The 26,030-nt window shown below is 69.1% G+C and carries 34 protein-coding genes; 8 read left to right on the forward strand and 26 right to left on the reverse strand.

Going from position 1 to position 26,030, the window contains the following annotated elements:
- Window positions 1-8: 8 nt before the first annotated feature.
- Both OG588_RS23090 and OG588_RS23095 read right to left on the reverse strand, forming a co-directional pair.
- Window positions 9-722: an HAD family hydrolase gene (locus OG588_RS23090; RefSeq protein ID WP_405948972.1), complete on the reverse strand. Its 714-nt coding sequence runs from the start codon at window positions 720-722 to the stop codon at window positions 9-11.
- Between the two features lie 29 nt (window positions 723-751).
- Complete coding sequence (locus OG588_RS23095; protein WP_366093143.1) at window positions 752-1,633, reverse strand: GntR family transcriptional regulator; 882 nt, start codon at window positions 1,631-1,633, stop codon at window positions 752-754.
- A 156-nt stretch (window positions 1,634-1,789) separates the two neighbouring features.
- On the opposite strand from OG588_RS23095, the gene OG588_RS23100 reads away from it, so the two are divergent.
- Window positions 1,790-1,978, forward strand: a complete 189-nt coding sequence (locus OG588_RS23100; protein ID WP_393048230.1) for a hypothetical protein — start codon at window positions 1,790-1,792, stop codon at window positions 1,976-1,978.
- A gap of 71 nt (window positions 1,979-2,049) precedes the next feature.
- Here the strand turns inward: OG588_RS23100 and OG588_RS23105 are convergent, their stop codons facing one another.
- From OG588_RS23105 to OG588_RS23120, 4 genes are all read right to left on the reverse strand, one after another.
- A complete protein-coding gene (locus OG588_RS23105; protein ID WP_405948973.1) occupies window positions 2,050-2,964 on the reverse strand; it encodes a winged helix-turn-helix domain-containing protein in 915 nt (304 codons plus the stop codon).
- Window positions 2,965-3,221: 257 nt separating this feature from the next.
- Window positions 3,222-4,481, reverse strand: a complete 1,260-nt coding sequence (locus OG588_RS23110; RefSeq protein WP_405948974.1) for a GNAT family N-acetyltransferase — start codon at window positions 4,479-4,481, stop codon at window positions 3,222-3,224.
- Window positions 4,482-4,684: 203 nt separating this feature from the next.
- Window positions 4,685-5,617, reverse strand: a complete 933-nt coding sequence (locus tag OG588_RS23115; RefSeq protein WP_405948975.1) for an asparaginase — start codon at window positions 5,615-5,617, stop codon at window positions 4,685-4,687.
- 73 nt (window positions 5,618-5,690) lie between these two features.
- Window positions 5,691-6,293 carry an aerial mycelium formation protein gene (locus OG588_RS23120; RefSeq protein ID WP_405948976.1) on the reverse strand — a complete coding sequence of 201 codons (603 nt, stop codon included), beginning with the start codon at window positions 6,291-6,293 and terminating at the stop codon, window positions 5,691-5,693.
- 169 nt (window positions 6,294-6,462) lie between these two features.
- Here OG588_RS23120 and dtd point away from each other — a divergent pair, with 169 nt between their 5' ends.
- Window positions 6,463-6,888, forward strand: coding sequence for a D-aminoacyl-tRNA deacylase (gene dtd, locus OG588_RS23125; protein ID WP_366093138.1), 426 nt, complete (start codon window positions 6,463-6,465; stop codon window positions 6,886-6,888).
- A 36-nt stretch (window positions 6,889-6,924) separates the two neighbouring features.
- On the opposite strand, the gene OG588_RS23130 is transcribed toward dtd, so the two are convergent.
- The 6 genes from OG588_RS23130 to OG588_RS23155 form a co-directional block, all read right to left on the reverse strand.
- Entirely contained in the window at window positions 6,925-7,890 is a 966-nt protein-coding gene (locus OG588_RS23130; RefSeq protein ID WP_405948977.1) for a YgfZ/GcvT domain-containing protein, read from the reverse strand.
- 10 nt (window positions 7,891-7,900) lie between these two features.
- Window positions 7,901-8,377 carry a Fur family transcriptional regulator gene (locus OG588_RS23135; RefSeq protein ID WP_405948978.1) on the reverse strand — a complete coding sequence of 159 codons (477 nt, stop codon included), beginning with the start codon at window positions 8,375-8,377 and terminating at the stop codon, window positions 7,901-7,903.
- A gap of 15 nt (window positions 8,378-8,392) precedes the next feature.
- Complete coding sequence (locus OG588_RS23140; protein WP_019062576.1) at window positions 8,393-8,968, reverse strand: FABP family protein; 576 nt, start codon at window positions 8,966-8,968, stop codon at window positions 8,393-8,395.
- A 217-nt stretch (window positions 8,969-9,185) separates the two neighbouring features.
- A complete protein-coding gene (locus OG588_RS23145; protein ID WP_405948979.1) occupies window positions 9,186-10,085 on the reverse strand; it encodes a hypothetical protein in 900 nt (299 codons plus the stop codon).
- Window positions 10,082-10,945, reverse strand: coding sequence for a hypothetical protein (locus OG588_RS23150; protein WP_405948980.1), 864 nt, complete (start codon window positions 10,943-10,945; stop codon window positions 10,082-10,084). Before OG588_RS23150 ends, OG588_RS23145 begins: the two co-directional genes overlap by 4 nt.
- On the reverse strand, window positions 10,942-11,940 hold the full coding sequence (locus tag OG588_RS23155) for a hypothetical protein (RefSeq protein ID WP_405948981.1): 999 nt from the start codon (window positions 11,938-11,940) through the stop codon (window positions 10,942-10,944). The genes OG588_RS23150 and OG588_RS23155 overlap by 4 nt, the downstream gene beginning before the upstream one ends.
- 99 nt (window positions 11,941-12,039) lie before the next feature.
- Between OG588_RS23155 and OG588_RS23160 the strand changes: the two genes are divergently transcribed.
- The gene (locus OG588_RS23160) at window positions 12,040-12,402 is read left to right on the forward strand and encodes a DsrE family protein (protein WP_019064572.1); all 363 of its coding nucleotides are present in this window, start codon (window positions 12,040-12,042) and stop codon (window positions 12,400-12,402) included.
- On the opposite strand, the gene OG588_RS23165 is transcribed toward OG588_RS23160, so the two are convergent.
- Together OG588_RS23165 and OG588_RS23170 are read right to left on the reverse strand one after the other, a co-directional pair.
- Window positions 12,396-12,668 carry a DUF397 domain-containing protein gene (locus tag OG588_RS23165; protein ID WP_405948982.1) on the reverse strand — a complete coding sequence of 91 codons (273 nt, stop codon included), beginning with the start codon at window positions 12,666-12,668 and terminating at the stop codon, window positions 12,396-12,398. The two genes, OG588_RS23160 and OG588_RS23165, sit on opposite strands and share 7 nt — an antisense overlap.
- The gene (locus OG588_RS23170; RefSeq protein WP_405948983.1) at window positions 12,650-13,492 is read right to left on the reverse strand and encodes a helix-turn-helix domain-containing protein; all 843 of its coding nucleotides are present in this window, start codon (window positions 13,490-13,492) and stop codon (window positions 12,650-12,652) included. Before OG588_RS23170 ends, OG588_RS23165 begins: the two co-directional genes overlap by 19 nt.
- A gap of 183 nt (window positions 13,493-13,675) precedes the next feature.
- Between OG588_RS23170 and OG588_RS23175 the strand changes: the two genes are divergently transcribed.
- Window positions 13,676-14,041 (forward strand): hypothetical protein, encoded by a 366-nt coding sequence (locus OG588_RS23175; RefSeq protein WP_405948984.1) that lies wholly within the window; start codon window positions 13,676-13,678, stop codon window positions 14,039-14,041.
- Entirely contained in the window at window positions 14,038-14,316 is a 279-nt protein-coding gene (locus tag OG588_RS23180) for a hypothetical protein (RefSeq protein WP_405948985.1), read from the forward strand. Before OG588_RS23175 ends, OG588_RS23180 begins: the two co-directional genes overlap by 4 nt.
- Before the next feature lie 34 nt (window positions 14,317-14,350).
- On the opposite strand, the gene OG588_RS23185 is transcribed toward OG588_RS23180, so the two are convergent.
- Window positions 14,351-15,475, reverse strand: coding sequence for an FAD-dependent oxidoreductase (locus OG588_RS23185; RefSeq protein ID WP_405948986.1), 1,125 nt, complete (start codon window positions 15,473-15,475; stop codon window positions 14,351-14,353).
- A gap of 150 nt (window positions 15,476-15,625) precedes the next feature.
- On the opposite strand from OG588_RS23185, the gene OG588_RS23190 reads away from it, so the two are divergent.
- A complete protein-coding gene (locus OG588_RS23190) occupies window positions 15,626-16,309 on the forward strand; it encodes a TetR/AcrR family transcriptional regulator (RefSeq protein WP_405948987.1) in 684 nt (227 codons plus the stop codon).
- 89 nt (window positions 16,310-16,398) lie between these two features.
- Here the strand turns inward: OG588_RS23190 and OG588_RS23195 are convergent, their stop codons facing one another.
- Window positions 16,399-17,082 (reverse strand): TetR/AcrR family transcriptional regulator, encoded by a 684-nt coding sequence (locus tag OG588_RS23195; protein ID WP_405948988.1) that lies wholly within the window; start codon window positions 17,080-17,082, stop codon window positions 16,399-16,401.
- A 136-nt stretch (window positions 17,083-17,218) separates the two neighbouring features.
- Between OG588_RS23195 and OG588_RS23200 the strand changes: the two genes are divergently transcribed.
- A complete protein-coding gene (locus OG588_RS23200) occupies window positions 17,219-17,905 on the forward strand; it encodes an MBL fold metallo-hydrolase (RefSeq protein WP_405948989.1) in 687 nt (228 codons plus the stop codon).
- A gap of 181 nt (window positions 17,906-18,086) precedes the next feature.
- On the forward strand, window positions 18,087-18,785 hold the full coding sequence (locus OG588_RS23205; RefSeq protein WP_405948990.1) for a haloacid dehalogenase type II: 699 nt from the start codon (window positions 18,087-18,089) through the stop codon (window positions 18,783-18,785).
- Between the two features lie 57 nt (window positions 18,786-18,842).
- Here the strand turns inward: OG588_RS23205 and OG588_RS23210 are convergent, their stop codons facing one another.
- From OG588_RS23210 to OG588_RS23255, 10 genes are all read right to left on the reverse strand, one after another.
- Window positions 18,843-19,781: a ribosome-inactivating family protein gene (locus OG588_RS23210; protein ID WP_405948991.1), complete on the reverse strand. Its 939-nt coding sequence runs from the start codon at window positions 19,779-19,781 to the stop codon at window positions 18,843-18,845.
- A 136-nt stretch (window positions 19,782-19,917) separates the two neighbouring features.
- On the reverse strand, window positions 19,918-20,313 hold the full coding sequence (locus OG588_RS23215; RefSeq protein ID WP_405948992.1) for a VOC family protein: 396 nt from the start codon (window positions 20,311-20,313) through the stop codon (window positions 19,918-19,920).
- Between the two features lie 29 nt (window positions 20,314-20,342).
- On the reverse strand, window positions 20,343-20,603 hold the full coding sequence (locus OG588_RS23220) for a DUF3099 domain-containing protein (RefSeq protein ID WP_366323801.1): 261 nt from the start codon (window positions 20,601-20,603) through the stop codon (window positions 20,343-20,345).
- A 454-nt stretch (window positions 20,604-21,057) separates the two neighbouring features.
- A complete protein-coding gene (locus tag OG588_RS23225) occupies window positions 21,058-21,345 on the reverse strand; it encodes a DUF1416 domain-containing protein (protein WP_019064558.1) in 288 nt (95 codons plus the stop codon).
- A gap of 59 nt (window positions 21,346-21,404) precedes the next feature.
- The gene (locus tag OG588_RS23230) at window positions 21,405-22,244 is read right to left on the reverse strand and encodes a sulfurtransferase (RefSeq protein ID WP_366093114.1); all 840 of its coding nucleotides are present in this window, start codon (window positions 22,242-22,244) and stop codon (window positions 21,405-21,407) included.
- Window positions 22,245-22,362: 118 nt separating this feature from the next.
- Window positions 22,363-22,443, reverse strand: a complete 81-nt coding sequence (locus OG588_RS23235; RefSeq protein WP_353963781.1) for a putative leader peptide — start codon at window positions 22,441-22,443, stop codon at window positions 22,363-22,365.
- Between the two features lie 210 nt (window positions 22,444-22,653).
- On the reverse strand, window positions 22,654-23,403 hold the full coding sequence (locus tag OG588_RS23240) for a DUF2993 domain-containing protein (RefSeq protein ID WP_405948993.1): 750 nt from the start codon (window positions 23,401-23,403) through the stop codon (window positions 22,654-22,656).
- Between the two features lie 184 nt (window positions 23,404-23,587).
- On the reverse strand, window positions 23,588-24,721 hold the full coding sequence (locus OG588_RS23245) for a hypothetical protein (protein ID WP_405948994.1): 1,134 nt from the start codon (window positions 24,719-24,721) through the stop codon (window positions 23,588-23,590).
- Between the two features lie 8 nt (window positions 24,722-24,729).
- Window positions 24,730-24,984 carry a MoaD/ThiS family protein gene (locus tag OG588_RS23250; protein WP_019064554.1) on the reverse strand — a complete coding sequence of 85 codons (255 nt, stop codon included), beginning with the start codon at window positions 24,982-24,984 and terminating at the stop codon, window positions 24,730-24,732.
- A 55-nt stretch (window positions 24,985-25,039) separates the two neighbouring features.
- Window positions 25,040-25,924, reverse strand: a complete 885-nt coding sequence (locus OG588_RS23255; protein WP_405948995.1) for an alpha/beta hydrolase — start codon at window positions 25,922-25,924, stop codon at window positions 25,040-25,042.
- Window positions 25,925-26,030 lie beyond the last annotated feature (106 nt).

A 26,030-nucleotide genomic window follows, 5' to 3' on the forward strand; every position in this document is an offset into this window, starting at 1 on the left:
CGCCCGGTCTATCCGCGGAGTATCCGCAGCAAGGGCTCAAGGGAGTCGACCACGTGCGCTGCTCCGCCTGCCCTCAAAAGCTTCGCCTTGCCTTCGTTACGCGCGTAGCCGAGGAACGGGACCCTGGCCTCCCGCGCGGCGTCGAAGTCCGTGGGGGAGTCGCCGATCATCAGGGCGGCGTCCGGCGCGGCCCCCATGGCGCTCAGGGCCCGGTTGAGGCAGTGCGGGTCGGGCTTGAGGCGGTGGAGGTCCTGGGTGCGGCCGTAGACGTGCGGGGCGAAGCAGGTGACGAGACCGCGGCTCGCCAGGTATGCGCGGGCCACCCGGGGGGAGTTGTTCGTGGCGATCGCCAGTCGGGAGCCCGCCGCTCTCCAGGTACGGATCAGCGGATCGGCGTAGGCGGTGGGCATCGCGGAGGCGGTGGCTCTCATCTCTTCCTGGGTGAGACGTTCTTCCAGCTCCGCCACCAGGTCGCTGCCGGGACGCCGGCGATCCACCGCGCGCAGCACTATGTGCGGGTCCAGGGACTTCCGTTCATCGTCCGTGAGCAGCCCGTGGAGACCTCGGCCCTCCAGCCACTCCACCAGTTCGCCGGCCACGCGCTCCGCCTTGTGTCCCGCGAAGAGCCGGCAGATCGGCCCGTCGAAGTCCCACAGCACCACGTGTGCACGCGTGATCAGTTCCCGCAGGTTCTCGGTCTCTTTCTCTGTCTCCGCTGTCACCGGTTCAGTCTGCGTCGTATCAGGAGTCACTAGGAGAGTGTCAGGTCCGTGGTGATGGTTTCCCAGAGGGCGTCGAACCACAGCTGCGATTGCTCCACGAACGCGGCGTCCCGCTCACCGGTCCGCCGCAGGAAAGAGAAGAGGACGGACTGGGAGCCGAGGGCGTCGTACATCTCCAGCGTCTGGGCGCCGTACTCCTCCTCCCGTCTCGTGAGCATGTAGTAACCGAGCAGCGCCTCCTGGCCGTTGAGCAGGTACAGCTTCACGGGAGGAGTGAAGGGGAGCGCCCGGAAGGTGACCTTGACGTCCATGCCGTGGGTGGCCCGCAGTGCCTGCAGGTTGTGCTGGAGAACCTGGCCCTGGGCATTGCGCATTCCCAGCCACCGCTTGTGGACCGAGTCGTCCTCGCCACTGTCTTCGACCGGCACCGGGAACGCGAGGGTGATCTCTCGGGAGGGAACCAGGATGCGGACCGCGATCGACTCGGGGCGCAGGCGGCCCTCGTGGATCTGGCGGAGGGGTTCGCCGATGGCCACCATCAGGGTCTCGGCAGTGTGGCATACGACATCCACGTGGACGTTCGGCGCCGAGAAAGCCTCTGTCAGGCGCGGTGCCAACCCCACCATCGTCGGCTGGGGTTCGCCGCGCAGCGGCGTCGGCGGCTCCGCGATCCGCGGTGGGCTCCCCTTGCTCACGTTCGTCAGGAGGCCCGCCTCCTGGAGCAGCCGCAGTGCCTGGCGTACGGCGCCGCGTTCGACCCCGAACTCCTCCGCCAGGTCGGCCTGGGTGGGCAGGCGGTCGCCTGCCTTGAGGTCGCCGGTGCGGATGCGGTCGCGTAGGGCGTCGGCGATCTCCTGGGGCGAGAAGCTTCTGCTGCCGTTCACTGCCACGTTCTCCTGGGTCACGACCAAACGGTATAACTCTGCCCCATCTAAGGGGAGTTGTTTGGAACCTGATTGTAAGTAGGTGTGAGTAGGTGCCAATCGGGAACAACTTAAGCAGAGTTGGCTGCCAACTTCTCCAAGTTGGTGGAAGTTTTGCTTCCACAGCCCGAAGGGGGAACCACCGTGCCTGCCATCGCCCTCCTCTCCGCCGTCCTCGTCGTCGGCTTCGAGCAGATCGTCCAGTGGAAGTACGGCGCCACCGGGATCATCGGTCTGCTGTTGCTCTCCATCGGCATCAAGGCCAAGAGCCCGGCCATCAGCTCCATCGGGGCCGTCGTCCTGGCCCTGCTGGTCACCGGTCCGGCCCTGTGACCCGTACGACCACCCGTACGACCCGAAGGCCGCCCCCAAGGTCACATCAGGTCAGCCACTGCGGGAGGCGATCAGCTCGTGGGTGTCAGCGTGAGCTCCGAACTGATCGTCTCCCACAGTGCGTTGAACCACAGTTGCGACTGTTCCACGAACGTCGTGTCCCGCAGCCCCGCGCCCTGCTCGAAGGCGAACAGCATCGACTGGGTGCCCTCCGCGTCGTACATCTCCACCTGCTCGTGGCCGATCTCCGCCTCGCGCTGGGTCAGCGTGTAGTAGGCGAAGAGCGCCTCCGAGCCGTTGAGCAGGTACAGCTTCACGGGTGGGGTGAAGGGCAGCGCGCGGAACGTGATGTGCACGTCGATGCCGTGCGTCGCGCGTAACGCGAGCAGGTTGTGCTTCAACACCTGGCCCTGGGCGTTGCGTTGGGCCAGCCATCGGCGTTGCAGCCGGCCGTCGGCCGAGGCGTCCACGCGGGAGGGGAAGGCGAGGTCGATGTCGCTGCTCGGCAGCAGCACCCGGACGTCGACCGTGGCCGGTTTCAGACGTCCGGCGTGGATCTGGCGCAGCGGTTCGCCGACGGCCAGCGTGAGCGAGACGGCGGTGAGGCAGAGCGCCTCGATCTCGACGTGCGGCTGCGCGAAGGCCTCCGATATGCGCGGCCCCAGTCCCACCATCGTGGGCTGCGGCGGGGCTCCGGGGCCGGTCAGGGCCAAGCCGAGGTCGGGGGCCACGGTCGCCGGGCTCCCCTTGGACATGTTGGTGAGCAGCCGCTCGGACTGCAGGATGCGCAGCGCCTGCCGTACGGCCCCGCGCTCCATGCCGAACTCGTCCGCCAGCTTGGCCTGGGTGGGCATGCGCTGGCCGGGCCGCAGTACACCGGACCTGATCCGGGTGCGCAGCTCGTCGGCCAGCTCGCGGTGTGACCACTGTGGCCGTATTGACCTCGTCCGTCCATTGACGGTGGCGTGTTCCGGGTCCACGACCAAACACTACAACTTCTCGCCATCTTTCGGCAGTTCAAGGAAAGGTGGTTATGAGACGCATCCAAGAGGAGATAACTAGAAGAGAGTTGGTCACCAACTTGGCTAACTTGGCCGCCTGGGTCTCTCTCCTGGAGGGGAGCCGAGAGCCCGGCGGCCGGCACCACCACAACTGAACAGCTACGGATGAGTCCATCGGTTCATCGGTTCCATCGGTTCCATCGGTTCCAGAAAAGATCAACCGGCCCCGCGGGAAGGAACGTTCAGAAGATGTCCGGGCACCAAGGCCGCCTGGACGTACGCAGCAGGGCGTCGGCCACACGGGCGGCGCCCGCTCGTTCTTCCCGGACCCGGCCGACCGCCGCGAGCCGTACGGCCGACTGGTCACCGAGCCACAGCGTGCCCAACTCCCCCACATCCAGCGTGAGTTCCGCGCTCTCCGTGGTCGGCACACACAACGCCCCCTGCGCCGAAGCCTCCAACCGGTAGCGCCCGCCCGCCAGTTGGGCCCCGTCGACCACCTCGAACACCAACGTGCCCTCCCCCTCGTACGACCGTGCCTCCATGGCCCGTACGACATCCAGGATCCGCACCCACAGCCAGTCCGCCTGGGTGGTGACGGTGGCCGCGCGCGGGTCCGGCAGGAGGAGGGGCAGCAGGTCGTCGGGGGCGCGTCTGCCCGACTTCACCTTCGCCACCCAGTCGATCGAGCAGAGGTGGTGCCACAGGGCGCGTTCGGCGGCCGGGGTGGTGGCGATCAGCCCCCGCACGGTGGCCGTGTCGAGCGGCTGCTTGGCGTCGGTCCAGGTGTCGTCGCAGTCGTACGTGGCCAGGCCCTGCACCTCGCCGTCGGCCGCACGGTACACGGCGTAGAACGGCTCGGTCCACGGTGCGCGCGTCAGGTGTACGGCGCCCGTGGTGACCTGCCACCAGCGGTCGTCCCGGTTGATCACGCCGGGCTGGGCGCGGCGCAGCCGCTCGTGCAGTTCCGGGCCGAGTCTGCGTACGTCCTCGCCGTCCACCAGGTCGATACGGCCGCCGTCCTCCGGGGCGGACCAGCGGGGGTCGAGGCCTGCGCGCTGGAGGTCGATCTCCCACTGGGTCATCGAGGTCGCGGGGCCGAAGCCGTAGCGGCCGTAGATCCGGTACTCGGCGGCGATGAGCGTGGCGACGACGTCACCGCGTTCCTTCGCGGCGGCCAGGTCCCGGTCCATCATCCGGGTCAGGAGGCCGCGGCGGCGGTGGGTGGCCGTGACGGTGACGTTCGTGATGGCGTCCGCGGGGACTGCCCTGCCGCCCACGGCGGTGATCTCCTGCGGGAAGGAGCGGAAGGTCGCCACGCAGCGGGGGCCGTCGAACGCGCCGAGGGTGCGGGACGGGTCGATGTAGCTGCTGCGGTCGGCGATCTCGTCGTCGGAGACGTAGGGAGTGCGCAGGAAACCGGTGTTCAGCGCGCGGATCCAGTCGGGGATCTCGGGCTCCGTGACGGGGCGTACGGCGAGGGCGTCATCGCGGGGGGTCATGGGGTCACGGTAGGTCGGTGGGGGGTGGGCGTCGCGGGGATTTTTTCGCCCCCGCCGCCCCTACCCGTCCCATCCCTGGGGGCTGCGCCCCCAGACCCCCCTTCGGCCTGGACGGCCTCGTCCTCAAACTCCCCCAGAGGGGGGACCCCCAACGGGCTGGGTGATGGCGGCCTCGCTGAAAAGGGGAACGGGTAGCCCCGCCCCTAGAACACCGCCCGGATCTCCCCCACTTCACGCCCCCCGCCCAGGACCACGGCCCTCCCGAGTTCGCCCACCGGCACCCCCATCAACCCCAACGCCCTCCCCAACACCGGCCCCAGCGCCCGCCCCGCCCCGTCCTCCACCTTGAACGCCAACGCCCGCCCGTCCGGAAGGGCGACCGCCTGGACCGCCTCCGCGCCCATCTTCGAGAGCGCGCCCGGTACCGCTCGCATCAGCAGCGTGTCGGGGCGGCGGGTGCCGGCGACGTACTCGGGGTGAGCCCTCATCGCGTCGGCGACTCGGCGTTCCGGGGAGCCGGGGTCGGACAGGACGAAGGTGTGGAACGCGCGGGCCAGGCCGGTCAGGCTGATCGCAAGGAGTGGGGCGCCGCAGCCGTCCGTGCCCACGGCTGCCACTCGCTCGCCCGACATTTCTTCCACAACCCTGTGGATAAGTTTTTGGAGCGGGTGGTCCGGGTCCAGGTAGGAGTCCAGCGGCCAGCCCCGTTGCGCGCTCGCCGCCAGCATCGCCGTGTGTTTGCCGGAGCAGTTCATGGCGATGCGGTCGCGTACGGCGCCCGAGGCCAGGTATGTCTCCTGTTCGACGGGGTCGAGGGGGAGGTCCGGCGGGCACTGCAACTGGCTTGCGTCCAGGCCGTGTTCGGAGAGAAGTCGGCGTACCAGATCGCGGTGGAAGAGTTCGCCGGAGTGGCTCGCGGCGGCGATCGCCAGGCGTTCGCCGGTGAGGTCCAGGCCTGCGCGCAACACGCCCGCCGCCTGCATCGGTTTGTTGGAGGAGCGGGGGAAGACCGGGGTCGTCACGTCACCCAGGGCCAGTTCCACCGAACCGTCCGCCGCCAACACCACCAGGCTGCCCCTGTGCCGGCTCTCCACGAAACCGGAGCGGACGACCTCGGCCAGTACCGGAGGGGGCACACCATCAGAAACCCGCGCAGAAACCCCCGTAAAACCTGCATCCTCAGTCGTCACGTCGGGCCCCTCACGTCACTCACGTCAGCAGGTCGTCCACCTGTGCCTCTCCCTCACGGTACCTGCGGGCGATCTCCGCGCTACAGCCGTCGGCCGTGTGCTGGAGGAGCTGACGGCGCCGGGACACCTGCTGTTCGTAGCGCACCAGGCGGCCCATCGCGCTGGTCAGCTCCAGGTCGGTGCGGGCCTCCAGGTCCGACAATTCGACCTCGGCCAGCATCTCCGCGGCCAGCAGCCGGTACTCCTCGCTGTGCGGGGTGCCGAGTGTGACGTGCCGGGCCGAGGAGCGGTGGCGGGCGGGGGCGTCGGTGAGGATCTCCGAGAGACGGTCCACCACCGAGGCCGCGCCTGCCGGGGAGCGGCGGGCCAGTTCGGCCCGCAGGATGTCGATCCGGCCCTGGAGGAGCCGTCGTACGTAGCTCAGGTCGGCCTCGTCGCGCTGGGCGTCGCGGCGCACCGCGCGCAGCTCCGGGAGGCGCAGTGCGGTCAGGTCGGGTGCGGGCGGTTCGGCGGGCAGCAGCGGGCTGTCGACGCGCTGCGCGGGCGGGCGGCGCGTGGCCGCTCCTCCCGCGCGGATCAGCGAGACAGGCCCATGGGGCTGCCCGGTACTCGGTGTGCTCATGTGCCTGAACCGTCCCCTCGACCGGCGTGTGGACAGCATCGTGCCACCCCCAGTGGCCGCTATGTAACCGAGTGCCCCCGAACGGCCCCAGATGGGGGGTTAAGGAGCAAAAATCGGCCCGCCGGAGGCCCCCGAAGGTCCTTCTCGCCCACACGGCATCATGGAACCCATGCGAGCAGTGGTGCAGCGAGTGGACAGCGCGAGTGTCGTGGTCGAAGGCGAGACGGTCGGGGCGATCGAGGGCGAGGGACTCTGCGTCCTCGTCGGGGTCACGCACGAGGACACCAAGGAGAAAGCGGCCCAACTGGCCCGCAAACTCTGGTCGATCCGCATGCTCCACGACGAGAAGTCATGCAGTGACATTGACGCGCCGCTGCTCGTCATCAGTCAGTTCACGCTCTACGGCGATGCCCGCAAAGGACGTCGGCCCACCTGGAACGCCGCCGCCCCCGGCGACATCGCCGAACCCCTCGTCGACGAGGTCGTGGCCCAACTCCGTGCCCTGGGCGCCACGGTGGCGACGGGCCGCTTCGGCGCCCAGATGCGCGTCTCGCTCACGAACGACGGCCCGTTCACCGTCGTCATCGACCTCTAAGACCCGACTAAGACCCGACTAAGACCCCACAACCAACTAGGGTTCTACGACTACTTCCTGGGCCGCCGCCGTCTTGTCCGCCAGCAGCGGCGCGTCCAACGGCACGTTCCGCTTCACCAGCGCGAGGGCGATCGGCCCCAGTTCGTGGTGGCGTACGGACGTCGTGATGAAGCCGATCTTGCGGCCCTCCGCGCCCTCCGCCGCGAGCCTCAACTCCGTGCCGTGGCCCGGGAGATGGACCTCGCTGCCGTCGAGGTGGAGGAAGACGAGGCGGCGCGGCGGCTTGCCCAGGTTCTCGACGCGGGCGACCGTCTCCTGACCCCGGTAGCAGCCCTTCTGGAGATGGACCGCCGTGCCGATCCAGCCCAGCTCGTGCGGGATCGTGCGGTGGTCGGTCTCGAAGCCGAGGCGGGGGCGGTGGTGCTCGACGCGCAGCGCCTCGTAGGCCAGGATCCCGGCCGGGGGGCCGGACTTCTCGGCGTACGACTCCAGGTCCTCGCGCGGGAGGAAGAGATCGCGGCCGTACGGCGTCTCGCGGACGACGGCGCCGGACGGGACCTCGGCGATGGAACCGGCGGGGACGTACACCACCGCGAACTCGCTTGTACGGTCGGTGACTTCGACCCGATAGAAGAACTTCATCGACTCCAGGTAGGCGATCAGCGCCTCCTGGGTGTCCGGTTCGGTGTGCATCCACACCGTGGTGCCGTCGTCGACGAGGTACAGGGCGTGCTCGATGTGACCGTGCGCCGAGAGGATCAGCGCCTCGGTGGCGACGCCGGTGGGGAGGTCGCTGACGTGCTGGGTGAGGAGCAGGTGCAGCCAGCTCAGGCGGTCGTCGCCGGTGACCGCGACGACGCCGCGGTGCGAGAGGTCCACGAAACCGGTGCCGTCGGCGAGGGTGCGCTGCTCACGGAACAGATCGCCGTAGTGGGCGGCGACGCCTTCGTCCACTCCTTCGGCGGAGACGGCGCCGGGCAGGGACAACAGGGGGCTCTTCATACGAGTAAGCCTACGACTCGGTAGTTGAAGACTCAGCCGACGTCTTACCGGTCGCGTTCTCGCCCGCGCCCGCGCCTGCGCAGTCCTTGCAGCGGCCGAAGATCGCGAAGTGCTTCATGTCGGTCTCGAAGCCGAAGGTGTCGCGCAGCTTGGCCCGGAACTCGGCGGCCACCTCGACATCGGCCTCGATGACGTTCGTGCAGTCACGGCAGACCAGGTGGATGTGGTGGTGCCGGTCCGCGAGGTGGTACGTCGGCGCCCCGTGCCCGAGGTGCGCGTGGCTGACCAGCTGGAGCTCTTCGAGGAGCTCCAGGGTCCGGTACACCGTGGAGATGTTCACCCCCGACGCCGTCTTCCTCACCTCGATGAGGATGTCGTCGGGGGTCGCGTGCTCCAGGGTGTCCACAGCTTCGAGCACGAGTTGCCGCTGCGGGGTCAGCCGGTAGCCGCGCTGCCGCAGATCACTTTTCCAGTCGGTGCTCACCACACTGGAAGTCTAGAGCTACTTGAAGAAAGCGATCCCGTCGTCCGGCATGTCGTCCGGGAGGGCCTTCGCCCAGCGTTCGACGTCGTCCGGGGTGACGATCTTCTTCAGGTGGGCCGACATGTAGGGGCGGAGTTCGACCTCGGGGGTCTGCTTCTCGCCGACCCACATGAGGTCGCTCTTGACGTAGCCGTAGAGGCGCTTGCCGCCGGTGTAGGGGCCGGAGGCTGCGGTGCGGGCGACCGCGTCCGTGACCAGGTCGATCTGGGGCTTCTGCTTGGCCAGCTCGCCGTACCAGATCTCGACGACTCCGTCGTCGCGGGTCATCGTGACCTCGACCTTGCGGTCGGCGTCGATGCGCCAGAAGCCGGACTCGGTCTCCAGGGGGCGGACCTTGTTGCCGTCGTTGTCCAGGACCCAGGTGTGGGAGCGGTACTCCAGGAAGTCGCGGCCGTCGTGCGTGAAGGAGACCTCCTGGCCGAAGTTGCACTTCTCGGAGCCCGGGAAGTCGTGCACACCCGCGCCGGCCCACTCGCCGAGCAGGAAGACGAGGGGGACCAGGTCCTTGTGGAGGTCGGACGGGATCTCGATCATGGCGTCAGCAGTTCCTCGATGGGGGTCAGCGCTGGCCCTGGTACAGCTTCTTCACGCTCAGTCCGGCGAAGGCGAGGACGCCGACGCAGACCAGGACCAGCAGGGTTTCGAAGAAGATCTCCAACACGGGTGCTCCTTGAGCGGTACGTACACAGGCCGGGCCCCAGCTTACGCGGCTGGGGCCCGGTGCTCACGGTGAGGTACGGCTACCCGGGCGTCAGCCCAGCAGCTGGCTCTGGAGGGTCAGCGTCTGCTTGAACGGGACCGCCTTCGCGACGCCCTTGCGGGACTGGACGATCAGGCCGAGGGTGTCGCCGGCCGAGAGGTAGGCCTGACGGACGTCCGCCGGGCCGACCGGCTTGTCCTCGACATACGCCGACGCCTTGACGTGAACGTCGAGGATCCCGGTCGAGACCGAGTCGTCGTAGGTGGTCGCCGGGGCGCCGTCCAGGGCGTAGACCGGGCTGTCGTAGGAGATGAGGCCGGGGGAGAACAGTTCGTCGGCGGCGACCGCGGTGCTGAACTGGAGCAGGTAGATCCGGGTCTGCGTGCCGTCCGGTGTGGTCCAGCCGCGGGCCGCGATGTGGCGGAGGCCGTCGTCGGTCAGTTTCTGGCCGAGTTCCTTGCGCTCGGCCGTGTCCGTGTACTGCGCGAGGAGCGTCTTCGTCGGCAGCCAGCCGTCCGTGCCGCGCAGCGACGCGTCGGCCTTCGCGCCCTTCGGCGCCGGCAGGAGCAGTGCGCGCAGGTCCGCGTAGTGGGCGTTCGTCTTGTTGTCCGTGGCGAACGGTCCCGGGCTGCCGGAGGGCAGCGGCGGCCGGGTGATCACCGGGTAGTCCCAGCGCCCGTCCGACGCGGTGGCGAGTCCGGGTACGTCGGTCCGCTTCATCTGCGTGATGCCGTACGCCGTTCCCGCACCGGCCGCCGCGAAGACCACGACGGCCGTCGTCCAGCGGAGGGCGGCGCGCAGCACCCGGCGGTCCTTGCGCACCCGGACCGGGACCGGGGGTTCCGATACCAGCGGGGGCGCCTCCGGCATCGGCGGGATCACGAACTGCTGTTGCTGCTCCTGCTCCTGCTGCTCCTGCTGCTGCTGCTGCTGCTGCTGCTGCTCGGTCATACCGCTTCCCCCGTTGTCTTGACGCGGTTGAGCTGACCGCTCAGGAACAACGCGATCTCCTTCGTGTCCATCGACTTGGTCCCGGACGCGCTGAGCGTGATCATGGCGTCGGCCTCGGACGCGAAGCAGAGCATCTCGGTGAGCTTCTCCCCGGCCACGTCCTTCGGCAGGAAGCATTTCGCGTCCTTGTGGCCCGGGACCGCGGGCCCCTTGCGGAAGATGCTCACCTGGCCCAGGAGTTCGTTCTCGTACGCGGTGAGGCTCCGCGCGGCCTTCGCGTCCATCCGGACCAGCTGGACCTTGACGGTGTAGGAGTTGATCTCCTGCGCGGCGGGATAGAGGTAGCTGCGCATGGCCAGGCCCTTGATCTGCTCCCGGTCGATCTGCTTCTCCAGCAGGAGCCGCTGCGAGCGGGGCAGCTCTCTGAAGTCCTCCTTGCGCAGGGCGGTGGCCTCGCGCCCGTTGAGCTCGGCCTCGGACCCGAACTCGTCGATGTCCGGCCCGCGGACGTACCCGTTGGCGGTGTACGGCTGGAGCACGGCACTCAGCCCCTTGGCCGCCGCGGCCTTGCGCTCCGCCGTGTCCTTGGGGAACTTCCACAAGGGGGCGCCCGCGTCCCGGTCTGCGCCGTTCACGGTCACTACGGTGTATCCGACCCCGCCGACGACGGCGAGGGCGAGCAGCGCGCTGCCGGCCACCGCGGCGATACGGCCCCGGCGTACGGGTTTCCTGGGGACGTCGGGGGTGGCTTCCGCTTCGGCGTCAGCTACGACTTCGGCTTCGGTTTCGGGTACGACTTCGGCTTCGGGAGCGGGAGTTGGCTCCACGGGGCCCACCTCGCCGACCTGGTTCTCGGTCACAGCCGCTCCATCTGACGCTCGGCAAGATCCATGATCTTCTTCTTCGGGATCGGCTTCGAGTCGTAGATCCAGATGTCCACGGCGATGTCGCCGCGCCAGGCGATGGCCTCGGCGCTGTACAGGCCCTCGTCGTCGGCGCCGTGGACGTACGCCATTCCGTCGCCCGTGCCGGGGATGGGCCAGCTGGTGGTGTCGGGCTCGCGCTCGGCCCAGTAGAAGGCGTCGGTACCGGACTCGGAGGCCCCGAGGCCGACCACCTGGCGGTACTGCACCAGGAGGACGTCGACGTCGCGCGTGCCTTCGCGCCACTGGGCGATGGCGGCGCGCCGGAACTCCTGGTCGACCTCGTAGGCGAAGGCTTCGTCCGGACCGTTGAACCTCTCGGCGTACGCGGCGAGGTCCAGCCAGCCGTCGATGCCGTCGGGGAGGACGGCGTCCTTCGCCCCGCTCGGCTTCTTGAGCAGGAGCTTGCGCAGGTCGCCGTCGACCTTGACCTGGCGGTCCTGCGCGGCGGACAGCGGCTCGGGCGCCGGGCCCTTCGCCTGCGTGAGGGTGCTCTGCGCGAGCGAGGGCAGCTTGTCGGGTGCGCGGTTCGCCTGGACGAGGAAACCGGTACAGGTACCGGCGACGACACCGAGTACGGCGGCGACGGCGATGAGGAGGGTGGTACGGCCGCGGCGACGCGGGCGGAGCGCGGGCGCCAACTCCGGCCCTGTCTCCGGCCCTGTCTCCGGGCCTGTCTCCGGGCCTGTCTCCGGGCCCAACTCCGACTCCGGCTCCAAGTCCGACTCCGGCGCGGGCTCCGGCTCCGGCGCGGGCGCAAGCTCCGGCTCCGACGCCAAGTCCGACTCCGTCTCCGGTGCCGACTCCGGCTCCAAGTCCGACTCCGGCGCGAGCTCGGGCTCCGGCTTCAGCTCCGGCTTCAGCTCGGGCTCCGGCTTCGATTCCGGCTCCGGCTCCGGTACTTCTGCGATGGTTTTTTCCGGTACTTCCAAGACGTCCCCCACGGAACATGACGTGCGCATTCCATATGCGCGCACAGGAGACTCACGGCCGACGCGGGGAGTTGTAAGGGAGTTGATTACGATTCGGTCATGTCGAAGAAGCTCGTGATCAAGGTGACCGCAGGTGCCGACGCCCCCGAACGCTGCTCACAGGCGTTCACGGTCGCCGCGGTCGCCGTCGCCAGCGGAGTGGACGTCTCCCTGTGGCTGACCGGCGAGTCCGCGTGGTTCGCCCTGCCGGGCCGCGCCGCCGAGTTCGAACTCCCGCACGCCGCGCCGCTGCCGGACCTGATCGACTCGGTGCTCGCAGCGGGCCGCGTCACGTTGTGCACGCAGTGTGCGGCCCGCCGGGACATCGCCGAGAAGGATGTCATCGAGGGGGTACGGATCGCCGGGGCGCAGGTGTTCGTGCAGGAGGTTATGGCGGACGGTACGCAGGCGCTCGTCTACTGAGCCTTAGCCGAGCGCACGAACTCCGACCAGGCCTCGACGCCGAAGATCAGGGTGCCGTGGGTGGGGTTCTTGCTGTCGCGGACGGGGACGAGGGGGAGGTTGGAGGCGACCTCGACGCAGTCCCCGCCGTCGGTGTTGCTGTAACTGCTCTTGTGCCAGTCGGCGGCGCTCAGCAAGTCGTCGGAGACCTCAATGCAGTTGCCGCCGTCCGGGTTGCTGTAGCTGCTCTTGCGCCACGTCACGTTGGTCAGGTCGATGGCTCGCACGGTACTTCCTCCAACATCCGCAGGATGAACATCCGCGACTCGGCCGGGGACAGCGCCTGGTCGCGTACCGCATCATATGCACGCTGCAGATGCTCAACCCGCTCGGTTTCCTCGATCAGTTCGCCGCGCACATCGTTCTCTGCGTAGGCCACGGTACGACCGTCCAGCAGCTTCAGGAACATGGTGTTGGTGTTCGCCAGACCGTGCACTCCGGAGCCGAACGGCAAGACGTGGATCGTGACGTTCGGGCGCTCAGCGACCTCCGCCAGGAACTCCAACTGCGCCCGCCACGCCTGCTTGTCGCGCAGCCCCATGCGCAACACCGCTTCGGAGATGATGGCGCGGAACGGGGGCGCGTCCTCCCCCTCCAGCAACTTCCGTCGGCTCACTCGTGCTTCGATTTGTTGCTCCAACTCCTCGCCCTTGGCGCTGCCAGCCGCGAGCGCTTCGCGCACGTACCCGTCCACTTGAAGCAGACCAGATGGCGCGGTCGCGGCGTAGTGCCACAGGCTCAACGCCTCGGCCTGCAACAGGAAGTACCGGCGGTACTGCTCCTTGAACTGCGTCGGATCCCCCAACGCCAGCTCCCACAAGGTCAGTAGGAACGACCCCGTCCCGTAGAACTGGTCCAGCGCCTGCACGACCTCGGGCCCACCCAGCGTGCTACTGCTCTCCATCTTCCCGAACAGCGACGGGTCCCACCCGACATCCCTCGACAAGTCCCGCAGGCTCAGGCCCCGTTCGGTCCTCAACCGGCGCAACTCCTCGGCAAACCGCTTCCTGGGCTCATGGCTCATCTCCGTGACCACCAGCCGTTGCGGCATCGCGACCTCCTGTGCTGTGGAATTTGTGGAATTTGGCGCGCCAGACGCGGAAGTTGAGCCCGTTGGCGCTGTTTTCGCCTCCGACCTGGGTCATCCTCGTAACGCACCCAGGAATGCACAGAGTAGTGCAACTGTCGCATTCTGTATGGAAGTTACATAAAAAGGAAGAGGAGGCGGGCGCCGATGGAACCCGGAACGCTGCTCTACGACCCCGCGACCAACACGGTCGGCGAGTACCAGGACAAGGCAGGGCCCTACGCGTTGTTGCGTCCCGTGGGCGGTGGGCGCGAATGGCAGGCCGACCCCGGGTCACTTCGCCCCGCCACGGACGCGGAACGCATCAGCGCCGGGGTGCGCGCGGCGAACTACCGGCCCCGTACCGACGCCCCGTTCCTCGTCGCGGCCCCGCCGCAGCCGGCCCCCGGGTGCGCGAGCTGCCGGGAACTGGTGGAACTCCGCGTAGCGGCCCGCACCGCACGGGACTACAGCGCCGAGACCGACGCGAACGTACTGCTCCGCAAACACCGCAGCGAGGTCCACCCCGTATGAAGCGTCCCCTCCCTCACCAGCTGATCCAGGCACCGTGGGTCCAGTCGATGCCGCCCCCGCTCATGCCGCCCGTGCCCTGGCCCGTCGTAGAACGGGTAGAACGGCAGGAGCCCCCGGCACCACCAGCCGCCGTACCCACTCCCCCACCTCCACCCGCCCGGCGCCGCCGACGGTTCCGCGCACCCCGAGCGCTGCGCGAGGACGCGTTCTGGACCGGCGTGCTCACCACCATGTGCATCGGCGGCCTGCTGATGGCGATCATCGCGACGACGTGAGTGCGCAGGCGTCCACATCAATAGCCGGAACGCCTCAGGACAGTTTCGCTTCAGGCGCGAACGCGGGCAGCTTCTCAAGGCTGCTGCGCACGGCCTCCGCGCCGTACTCGAACATCTGCCGCTCATAGTCGCCGACCGCGCCGAGCAGATCCCGGCGGCCTTCGTCGGCATCGATCAGGCAGCGGCGCAGCAGGTCCGCATCGCGCAGCGCGGTGTTCGCGCCGTTGCCCCCGGTCGGGGAGGTCGCGTGGATCGCGTCGCCGAGCAGCGTGACCGGGCCGGACGCCCAGCGCTCACCGGGCTTGACCACCCGGATGGACAGCAGCGTGCTGTTGTCCGGGTCGGCCTGCTCGATCAGCGCACGCAGCTCCGGGTGCCAGCCCTCCATCCTGGACAGCACGGCGTCCTGCGCGGTCAGCTCCTCCAGCGAGCCGTTCGACGGCAGGATCATGGCCCAGCGCACGTAGTCGCCGATGTCGGGCAGCGTGACGTCGGGGGCCAGCTGCTCGGCGGCATGCTTCGGCGGGGTACGGAAGCGCATCGCGCCGAGCAGCAGGCTGACGCCGTCGCCCGTGATCTTCGAGCCGTACGCCTTGGACAGGCCGGCGAACTCGTCGGTCAGCGGGGTGCGGCCGATGACGAACCGGACGCCGGTGTCGGTCGGCGTGGTCCGCGGCGACAGCACCCCGCGGACCGCGGAGGTGACGCCGTCCGCGCCGACGAGCAGGTCGGCGGTGGCCGGGTCGCGGTGGGCGAACCGGGCTTGGACAGTGCCGTCGGCCAGCACGTCGTAGCCGGTCAGCGCGGCATCGGTGTGCACGGTGAGACCCGTCAGCAACAGGTGTCGCAGCACCTGCCGGTCGACCACGATGCCGGTCCGGCCCGCGCCGAGCCTGCCGATCTCGTTCAGCCGCGGGTCAAGGATCAGCTGCTCGGCGGAGGCGTCCATGACGATCTCGTCCAGCAGCGGGTGCCAGCGCGTCGGCAGGCAGTCGCGCACCGCCCGGAAACCGGTCGGGTTCAGCACGAGCCGGTAGCCCTGGAACCGGGCGACGATCCCCGGGTCGCGCTCGAACACGTCGGCCTCGATGCCGGCACCACGCAGACCCTGCGCGAGAGCCAGACCTCCCAGACCGGCTCCGACTACGGAAACTCGCATCACACACCTCCGGGATATGGACGGCATCGTCGACATCGACGAGATCGACGACATCGACGCGAACCGAGTTCGCTTTGACGAACTAAGTTCGTTCTGACGATCTAAGTTCTACTCAACGAACTTAGTTCGTGTCAAGGTACAGTGACCGTCATGCCCGCCGATCCCCGCCAACGCCGCGCAGCCCGCAAGAAGCCGATCACCGTCGAGCGGATCACCGACGCCGCCCTGGAGGTCGTCGCCACCGAGGGATACGACGCGCTGACCATCCGCCGGGTCGCCGCCGTGCTCGGCACCGGTCCGTCGTCGCTGTACGCGCACATCGTCAACAAGGACGACATCGACGACCTGCTGATCGGCAGGCTCTACGCCGAGGTCGTGCTCCCCGAACCGGACCCGGCCGCCTGGCGCGAGCAACTGCTCGGGGTGTACACGCAGATCCGCGACCTGTACCTGAAGTACCCCGGAGTCTCGCGCGCCGCGTTGGCCATGGTGCCGACCAGCCTGGAGACGCTGCGGGTCGGCGAGGGAATCCTGGCGATCCTGCTCGCGGGCGGCATCGAACCGAGGACGGCCGGATGGGCCCGCGACGCGCTGTCCCTCTACGTCAGCGCCTACGCACTGGAACAGTCGCTGGTCCGGCAACGGCGCCGGCAGCAGGATCCGGAATGGGTGCTCAGCCACGAGGAGTTGCTGGACCGCTTCACGGCACTGCCTGCCGAGAAATTCCCGCAGACCCGACGCCATGCCGCCGAGCTGATCTCCGGCACCGGACCCGACCGCTTCGAGTTCACCCTCGGCCTGCTCATGAACAACCTGCGGCCCGCCTCTGATTGACCCGCGGCGTGCGGTGACCGCGTGACGCCCTGCGGCCGGACCGTGGATGTGGGGGTGTTGCCGGGACCACCGGGGGATCGGGCAAGCGGTCAGCTGGGGGCAGGGCCCTCCAGGAGTGCGAGCCGAGTGATCATCTCGTCCTCCAGCGGACCGGGGGGCGGCCACGGGAACCGGGGAATGCGGGCGCGGAGCAGGATGATGCCGTGCAGGGCCGCCCAGAGCGCGGTCGCAGTACCGAGAGCATCCTCCGCGCGGGACGTGCCGTCGTGCATCGCGTCGGCGACGTCGCGCAGCAGTATCGAGAACGCCTCGGCGGGCGCGAGCTGACTCGCGATGGACTCGCCGACGATGAGCGCGAGTTGGCGTACCGCCTGGTCGACGCGTTCTTCCGTGGTGGTGCTGCCCTTGGGGCGCGGCCGGGAGAACAGCAGGGCGTAGAGCTCGGGCTGCTCGGCACCGAAGACGAGGTAGGCGTGGCAGTCGGCCAGCAGCCGCTCACGCGCGCCTTCCGCTCCCGCGCGGGCGGTCTCGAGGTGACGCACCAGCAGTGAGCGGGTCTCGGTGACCACCGCCTCCACGACCTGGTCGGGCGTGTCGAAGTGCGCGTAGATCGACGGCGGCGCGATGCCGACCTTGCGCGCGATCGCTCGCAGGGTCACCGCGCTGTCCGATCCGGTTTCGATCAGCAGCTCGCGGGCCGCGGTCACGATCTCGTCGCGGAGTTGCCCTCCCTGACCTCGGGGATTGCGTCTCCGTGCTGGTGCTGGAGCCATGACGATGACTTTACGGCCGTAAGTTCTCATGCTCTACTTACGGCCGTAAGGTTACGTGGATAACGTGAGCGGCGTGAAGGAAGATGACCATGGACGTTTCCGTTCGAATACGCACCGTCCACAGGCGGTGCACCGCATGAGCGCCACGACCGCCACGACCGTCACGCCGCTCTCCATGGGCAACAGCAACGCCTACCTCCTGCGCGGCGAACAGGCGGTCCTCGTGGACGCGGGCGGACCGGAGGACGGCGACCGTCTGCGCGACGCGCTGTCGGCGCAGGGCCTTCAGCCTCGCGACATCGCCCTGGTCCTCCTGACCCACGGCCACAACGACCACAGCGGTACGGCGGCGTTGTTCGCGGAGGCCGGCGTTCCGATCGCGGTCGGCCTGGGTGACGAACAGCTCCTGCGTACCGGACGCATCGGCGTCCTCCCGATCAGTCATCCGGCCGGTGCGCTGTTGAAGCCCATGGTCCTGCGCGCGAAGGCCCGGCCGGTCGAGGCCGACATCCTGGTGGAGGACAAGCTCGACCTGAGTGCCTACGGCGTCGACGCGCACGCCGAGCGGTTCGGCGGCCACACCCCCGGCTCGCTCGTCGTCCGCGTCGGCGACGACACCCTCGTCGGCGACCTGGTCCGCGGTGGCGTACTGCGCCCCCGGAGCCCGAAGCGCCACTTCTTCACCGAGGACGCCGCGGGAGTGCGCAGGGCGCTCATGGGCGAGCTCGACCGCCGCCCGCAGCGCCTGCTCCCCGGCCATGGCGGACCCCTCGACGCGGACGAGACCCGACGACGCCTCGACAAGGTCGCTCCGGCCGCGTGACGTCCCTCGGTCACACCCCCTGCTCCTGGACCGGGGCCCTCACCGCGATGTGCGTCGGCGGTCCGCTGATGGCGATCATCGCGACGGCCTGAACGCCTGCGGCCAAGGCCTGCCCGGCGGATCATGGACGGAGCCATGATGGTCGGCCGTGCAGTTCGGGAGCGAGGGTCACATGTCGGGGATGGGGATAGGGACAGAGATCGACGCGGTCGTGTTCGACGTGCTCGGCACGCTCGTCGACGAACCCGCCGGTCTCCGCGCCGGTATGCGTGAACTCGCCCCGGCGCTCGACGAGTTCGGGGTCGAGCGGCTGCTGTCGCGGTGGCAGCGGCACATCGAGCGCGAGCAGCGTCGCGTCCTCGACGGTGACCGGCCCTACCTCACCAGCGACGTGCTCGACCTGGAGGCCGCCCGGGTCGTCGCCGACGCCGCCGGGGTCGACGACCCGGCCGCCGTAGCGGCACTGGCCCTGTCGGCGCGCAAGCTCCCGCCGTGGCACGACACCGTGGCGGGGCTCGCCCGGATCGCCGGACGGTTCCCGCTGATCGGGCTCTCCAACGCGAGCCGGACCGCGCTGCTGGGCATCAACGCGCACGCCGGACTGCGCTGGCACCAGGCCCTGTCCGCCGAGGACGCCCGCACCTACAAGCCGGACCCGGCGGTCTACCAGCTGGCCGTCACCGTCTCCGGACTGCCACCGGAGCGGCTCCTGATGGTCGCCGCGCACGCCTGGGACCTGCGGGGAGCACAGGCCCTCGGGCTGCGCACGGCCTACGTCGCCCGACCCGTCGGCGACCCGCCCACCTCCTCGGACAGGTTCGACCTGCACGCCGACGACCTGACGGGTCTGGCCGACCGGCTCGACCACGCCGAACGGTGAGACGTACGCGGAGCGCGATGATCGGGTCTGTGCCACACCGTCGTCCCACGAGGTCGGTCAGAGTTCGTCCTTGGGGTTGGGGTTGGAGCCGTCGTTGAGGGCGATGGCCAGCAGGGCGGCCGCCTGGCGGGCGTCGGAGATGCCGGCCCCGGCGACGCTCGTGCTGGCGCCGTCGTCCGTGCCGTTGACGTGGCCGACGTAGACGTGGCTGACGTTGGCCCAGTTCCGGATCAGGGCGATCTGCTGGGAGCTGTAACTGACCGAGTCCCCGCTGTCGAAGGAGGGCGCGACGCGGTCGGCCAGGGTACGGAAGCGGGCCGCCTCCGAGATGCCGAAGATGATGCTGAGCAGACCGCGGGCCTGGTTGAGCCGGGTCGAGCCGGCGTTGGCCAGGTCGTACAGGGCCTGCGAGAGGGGGCCGGGGCCGATGGTGACACCGGTCAGGGACTGGTTGGCGACCCGGGAGAGAGCGTCGTAGCCCTCCCGGCCGACGAAGAAGTTGTCGTCGGTGCTCGACTCGTTGGGGACGTTCCGGATGAGGTTGAGGACACGGTTGCCGGACGCGCCCACCGTGTAGACCCGCACCACGTACAGGTCGCTGAGGCGCACCACGGCGTGCACGGTGGGCGAGCCGAATCCCGGGGAGCTGATGACGACGTCGGCGAAGGTGTTCGTCCTCGTGTTGTCCAGGACGGTGACGGTGACGCGGTTGCCCCGGGTGTTGACCACCGGGCCGGTCAGGCGTGCGTTGGCCGTGCTGCGGGCCAGCGCTTCCAGGCCACTGAGCATGGTGCGGTAGCCGTCGGCACCGTCGTCGATGTCCCAGTGGACCTGCGGGAAGTTGGTCTGCGCCACCTCCTGCGCGTCGATCTTCACGCTGTGGGGCGCGGTGGCGGTGGCGGCCGGGGAGGACATGCCGGATACCGCGACCGCTCCCGCGAGGACGCACGGAAGGACCGCCGAGAGGCTGACACGTCGGACGACGCTGGCACGCATGAGTTGCTCCGATCGGTAGGAGGACGGGGAGGACCAGAGCCGTACATCCGGCTCGGCCCCACCGAGACTCACGCCGGCGGAGTTGATGCACACCCCCCTCCCACCAGGGGAATCAATCCCCCGACCATGAGCCCGGTCACGTCTCCTCTTGCTCCTGTCGCTCCTGCCGCCACAGGCAGAAGGGGTGCCCGGAGGGGTCCAGCAGGACCCGTACATCGTCCTGCGGCTGGTGTGCGTGGAGCGTGGCCCCTTCGCGTACGGCCCGCTCGACCTCGCCGTCCAGGTCGTCGACCTCGATGTCCAGGTGCAGCATCATCTGCTGCTCGCCGGGGGCGCGGGCGGGCCACACGGGCGGGACGTACTCCGGCTCGGTCTGGAAGGAGAGGCCGGTGCCGCCGTCGGGCGGGCCGATCAGGACCCAGTCGGGTTCCTCGGCCCGGACCACGTAACCGAGCAGGCGCAGGTAGAAGCCGGCCAGCTCATGCGCGTCCCGCGCGTCGAGCACCACGGTGGACAGTCTCGTAGGCGACATTCCCGCCCTCTACCCGCTCGCCGTGTGACTTACGGGCGGCGCTTCTTGCCGTCCAGTTCGTCCCACCACTCGTCGGACTTGGGGTCGCCGGACGGGTCGTCCCACCAACGGTCGTCGGGGCCGCGCCGGTTGGCGACCATCGCGGCGACCGGCGGGATCAACATCGCGACCACACACATCCCCACGGCCGCGGGCACCGACCAGATCCGCACGACTCCCCAGGCCAGAACGAAGAGCCCGATGCAGATGCCCATCATGACGAAGTACACGCGACGACGACGTGCCAGCATGGTTCCAGCGTAGGCCCGCAAGGATGCCGACTCCACAGATGCGAGCCCACCAGCGTCGGCCAACATCAAAGCCGCTTCGCAGACTCAGGCCCACCAGCGCCGACGCCCGGAGGCCGGCGCAGCGCTCCACAGCCTGCGAAGCAGTGCAAGGAGCGCATCGAAAAGGGGGCCACGCGACGACGACGTGCCAGCATGCGTCCAGCGTAGGCCCGCAAGGATGCCGACTCCACAGATGCGAGCCCACCAGCGTCGGCCAGCATCAAAGCCGCTTCGCAGACTCGGGCCCACCAGCGCCGACGCCCGGAGGCCGGCGCGCTGCTCCACAGCCTGCGAAGCAGTGCAAGGACCACAGATGCGGGCCCCCACCCCCACCTGAAAAAGTGTGACACTTTTCGCGAAAGTGTCACACTTTTTCAGGGTAGGTACCCGGGGCCCGCTGGATTCGCCAACAGCGTCAGACGGCGATCGCGACCTCCGCCAAGCCGCCCGTCTGGGCGACCACCGTGCGGTCGGCCGTGGCGCCCGGGACGAGGGCGCGGACGGTCCAGGTGCCTTCGGCCGCGTAGAAGCGGAACTGGCCCGTGGCGGAGGTCGGGACCTCCGCGGTGAACTCACCGGTCGAGTCCAGGAGACGGACGTAACCCGTCACCGGCTCGCCGTTGCGCGTCACCTGGCCCTGGATGGTGGTCTCACCGGGCTTGATCGTCGAGGCGTCGGGGCCGCCGGCCTTCGCTCCACACATGGTCTGTCCTTACGGGTTAGGGCTTGGGGCTGGGCTTGGGGCTTGGGCTGGGTCGGGGCTTACTTGTTGGCGCCGAGCTCGATCGGGACGCCGACCAGGCTGCCGTACTCGGTCCAGGAACCGTCGTAGTTCTTGACGTTCTCGACACCGAGCAGCTCGTGCAGCACGAACCAGGTCAGGGCCGAGCGCTCGCCGATACGGCAGTACGCGATGGTGTCCTTCGCCAGGTCGACCTGCTCGTCGGCGTAGAGCTCCTTGAGCTCGTCGTCCGACTTGAAGGTGCCGTCGTCGTTGGCGTTCTTCGACCACGGGATGTTCCGCGCGGACGGGACGTGACCCGGACGCTGCGACTGCTCCTGCGGAAGGTGCGCCGGCGCGAGCAGCTTGCCGCTGAACTCGTCGGGCGAACGGACGTCGACCAGGTTCTGCGCACCGATGGCGGCCACGACGTCGTCGCGGAACGCGCGGATCGCGGTGTTCTGCGGCTTCGCCTTGTACGAGGTCTCGGCGCGCGCGGGAACCTCCTCGACCAGCTCGCGGGCGTCCAGCTCCCACTTCTTGCGGCCACCGTCGAGCAGCTTGACGTTGTCGTGGCCGTAGAGCTTGAAGTACCAGTAGGCGTACGACGCGAACCAGTTGTTGTTGCCGCCGTAGAGGATCACCAGTGTGTCGTTGCCGATGCCCTTGCCGGACAGGAGCTTCTCGAAGCCCTCCTGGTCGACGAAGTCACGGCGTACCGGGTCCTGGAGGTCCTTCGTCCAGTCGATCCGGATCGCGTTCTTGATGTGGTTCTTCTCGTACGCGGACGTGTCCTCGTCGACCTCGACGATCGCCACGCTCGGGTTGTCGAGGTTGGCCTCGACCCAGTCGGCGTCGACCAGGACGTCACTGCGGCTCATGCTTTTCTCCTCCGGGGCAGTTACGGCGGTGCGGTGCGTGAGAGAAAGGGTGCGCGCTCGCGCGGGTGCCCTGATCAGGGTCAAGGGCACGGGGGAACGCGGAAGTCTGCGCTTCCGCTCAGAAAGTGCGACAGAGCATGGCGGCGACGCGGCACAGGTCCACTGCCCGCCGCTTCGTGAGATCCGCCTGTTGCCTCATAGGGTCGATCGTAGGGACGGATCGCCGGGCATGTCACCGGTGTGTCGTATTTTGAGACGCGATCGTCCGGGATGTGAGACGAGAGGGGTGTTGGGGCTCTGCTGCCGGGAATCCGGGGGCCGGAAGCCGTTAACAGCACTGCCGTACGGACACGGGCGTCTCGCCCCTCGGACGCCCGTCGGACGCCCGCAGCCCGCGCCCCGACCCGTCCTACCCGGCCAGGTCGACGTTCGAACCCTTCACCTTGATGTCCACACCACCCTGCGCGGCCTGCACACTGTCCAGCTTCACGCCGCCCGGCAGTTCGCTGATCGTCTGCTGGAAGTCGGTGATCGAGCGGACGCGGGAGTCGGCGAGGTTGACCACCAGCTTGGGCAGGTTGTCCGCGTGCACCTTCACCGTGTTGCCGTCGACGGTGACCGTGCTGAGCACCGGGTACGTGGTCGTCCCGATCCCCGTGACCGTGACCTTCATGTCGGCCTTGATCTTGCCGTCGCCGCCGTCGGAGAGGCCGACGATCTGGGCCGTGACGCCGGTGAAGACGGGCGTCGGCGCGGACTTGGCGGCCTTGAGCAGCTGGTCGTAGGAGATGCTCGCGGTGCCGGTCGCGCTGGTCGCCGTGGCCGACGAGGCGGTGTTGCCGCTGATCGACAGCTTCACGCCCTTCATGTGGGCCTTGAGGTCGTCGATGCGGATCGTGGTGGCACCGCCGGTCGTGTTGCCGGTGGGCGCCTCGTAGCTCTTGATGCCGATCTCGACGTCGTCCAGGTCACCGAAGGCGATCTGGGTGAGGAAGGGGAAGCCCTTGATGGAGACGTCCGGGGTGGTGGCCAGGTTCTCCGACGTCTTCACCCGGTCCGCCACCTCCTGCTCGGCGAAGTGCACCGCCACCCGGTCGGCGATGACGAAGAGCCCTCCCAGAATCACGACGACGATCAGAAGTATTCGCAGCGCACGCATGCGGTGTTCCCCACCTAGGCGGTCCTCGACGACAGCGGTACTACGACCGGGTGGCCGCTGATCGCGAGGTTAGTCCTGCCGGACGCGTGCGACGGGAAATTGTCGATCACCTGTGACAGTGCTCTTAACTGTCTCAGACAACTGCCGAGGAGCTTTTAACTACCGCCCGCAACACAGCAGTTGGCTACACCAGCGCCCGTCCCAGCAGGTACACCGCCGGGGCCGCCGCCGCGAGCGGGAGGGCCACACCGGCCGTGAAGTGGACGAAGCGGGACGGGTAGTCGTAGCTCGCCACCCGGTGGCCGATGAGCGCGCAGACCGCCGCGCCCGCGCCGAGCAGCGCGCCCTTCGCGCCCATGCCCGTCATCCCGCCGACCGCGATCCCCGCACCGGCGGCGGCGAGCAGCGAGACGATGACGGAAGCCACCGTCGGCAACGGGAGCGCGCGGGCCAGGATCGCCACCGCGACCGCCGCCGCGCCGACCGTCACCGCGTCCGGCTCGGCGGCGAGGTGACCGGCCGCGAGGATGGCAAGGGCGGCCGAGGCGACCGTCGCCATCAGGCTGGTGATCCGGGTGTCCGGGTCGGCGTGCGAGCGCAGTTGCATGACGAGGGAGAGCAGGACCCAGACACCCAGGGTGCCGAGGATCGCGGCGGGACCGTTCTCCCGCCCGGCCGCGAGCAGCGCCACGTCGGCGACGAGCGCCCCCGCGAAGGCCAGCGCGATGCCCTGCCGCGCGGGCCACATCCCGTTCAGCCGGAACCAGCCCGCGGCCGTCACCGCCTGGAGGACGACGAGCGGTACGACGAGGGCGTAGGACCCGACCTGTGCGGTGACGGAGAGGAGCAGCGCCAGTACGGCGGTGAGGGCGGCCGGCTGCATCCCGGGTTCGATGATCGGCGAACGGCCCTCAAGGCGGGCCCGCTGGGCGTCCGTGATGCGGGCGTTGCCGGCGAGGGAGGGCGGGCCGTAGCCGTCGCCGGCCTGTGCCTGTGCCTGTACCTCGGGGGCCTCGGGTCTGGGGGGCTGGGCATGGGGGTCGTGACTCTGCGCCGCCGCTTGGTAGTTCTGCGGCGGGAAGTACGCCAGGTCGGACGCGGCGGGCCTGGTCTGCTGGACCTGGGTGTCCCAGGTCTGGCCCTGCCACTGCTGGGTGTACTGCTGGGCGGCCTGCGGATCGTCGTACGCCTGCTGGTGCCCGGGCCACGCCTGCGCGGGTGCCTGCGGCTGCATCTGTGCGGGTGCCTGCTGGGGCTGCTGTTGCTGGGCGTAGGGGTCGTAGCCCTCGCCATAGCCCTCATACGGTTGGTTGCTCATCGCTTCGCTCATCCTCCTGCGAACGGCGGGAGCACCTCGACCGTGCCGCCCTCGGCCAGCCGTACCGTCTCATGTCCGCGGGTGCCCACGGGGTCACCGTCGACGAGGAACGAGCATCGCAGCAGTACGCGGGCGAGTTCCCCGGGGTGTCGCTCGCGGACGGCGGTGAGGGCCTCGGCGAGGGTGGCCGCGTCGTACGGCTCCTCGGCGATGCCGGCCGCGGCCTTCGCGGCGGCCCAGTAGCGCACCGTGACCTTTGGCATGTGCTTGCTTCCTCGGTAGACCGGTGTCGACGGATCGGGCGTCAACACCGTCAGGCTAGCTGTCCTGTGCATTGCCCCAGCGCCCGATACGGGCCAGCAGGTCGTCGGTGGCCGCGTGTTCGGCGTGGCCCATGCCCGGCTCCAGCCAGAGTTCGGCGTGGTCGGCGGCGGCTTCGGCCAGCATCCGGGGGTGATCGACGGGGAAGTAGCCGTCGCGGTCGCCGTGCACGATGAGGAGCGGGGTGGGCGCGATGCGCGGGACCGACTCCACCGGGGAGAGCGGGACCGGGTCCCAACCCCTGCGCTCGATACGGGTGTTGAGGCCGTAGCGGCCGACCAGGCGGCCCTCGGGGCGGGTCACGAGCCAGTGCAGCTTTCGCATCGGGGCTGTCCCCCTGTAGTACCAGCGGGCCGGCGCACTCACGGAAACCACCGCGTCCGTGTGCGCTTCTGTGCGCCCCTCGCGCCTCCGGCCGTCGGCGTGCGCCTGGGAGCCGTAGAGCGCCGCGTGCCGCAGCACCACCGAACCGCCCATCGAGAAGCCGACGGTGACCACGCGCGCGTGCCCCTGCTCGCGCGCCCAGGCGACCGCGGCGGCCAGATCGAGGACCTCGCGGTCGCCGACGGTGGAGCGTCCGCCGGAGGCGCCGTGGCCCCGGAAGGAGAAGGTGACCACGGCCCCGTACTGCGCGAACGCCTCGGCAACCCGCCGTACATGTGGCTTGTCCACATCGCCCGTGAAACCGTGCGCCACGACGAACACCGGATCACCGGAAGGTGACCGGGAGGCGTCGTATACGGGTGCCCCCGGTTCGTATACGGAATCGATCGTCACCCCGTCGTCGGTGTGCAGAAACGTCCGCAAAGGTGTACGTCTGATCGTCTCAGAGTTCGGACGAACGGTGGATCGTGCCACATGACCTGCCGTACCAGCGCTCATGTGGGCTATTCTGCTGGACAGAGGACTCGGGCAGCGAAGCCCCCGGGTCCTTTTGTGCTTCCGGGAGCGTTGTATACGAAGCGGTACGCCGCGGGAAACCGCAGGT

Source organism: Streptomyces prunicolor, assembly GCF_045162825.1.
Taxonomy (GTDB): Bacteria; Actinomycetota; Actinomycetes; order Streptomycetales; family Streptomycetaceae; genus Streptomyces; species Streptomyces prunicolor.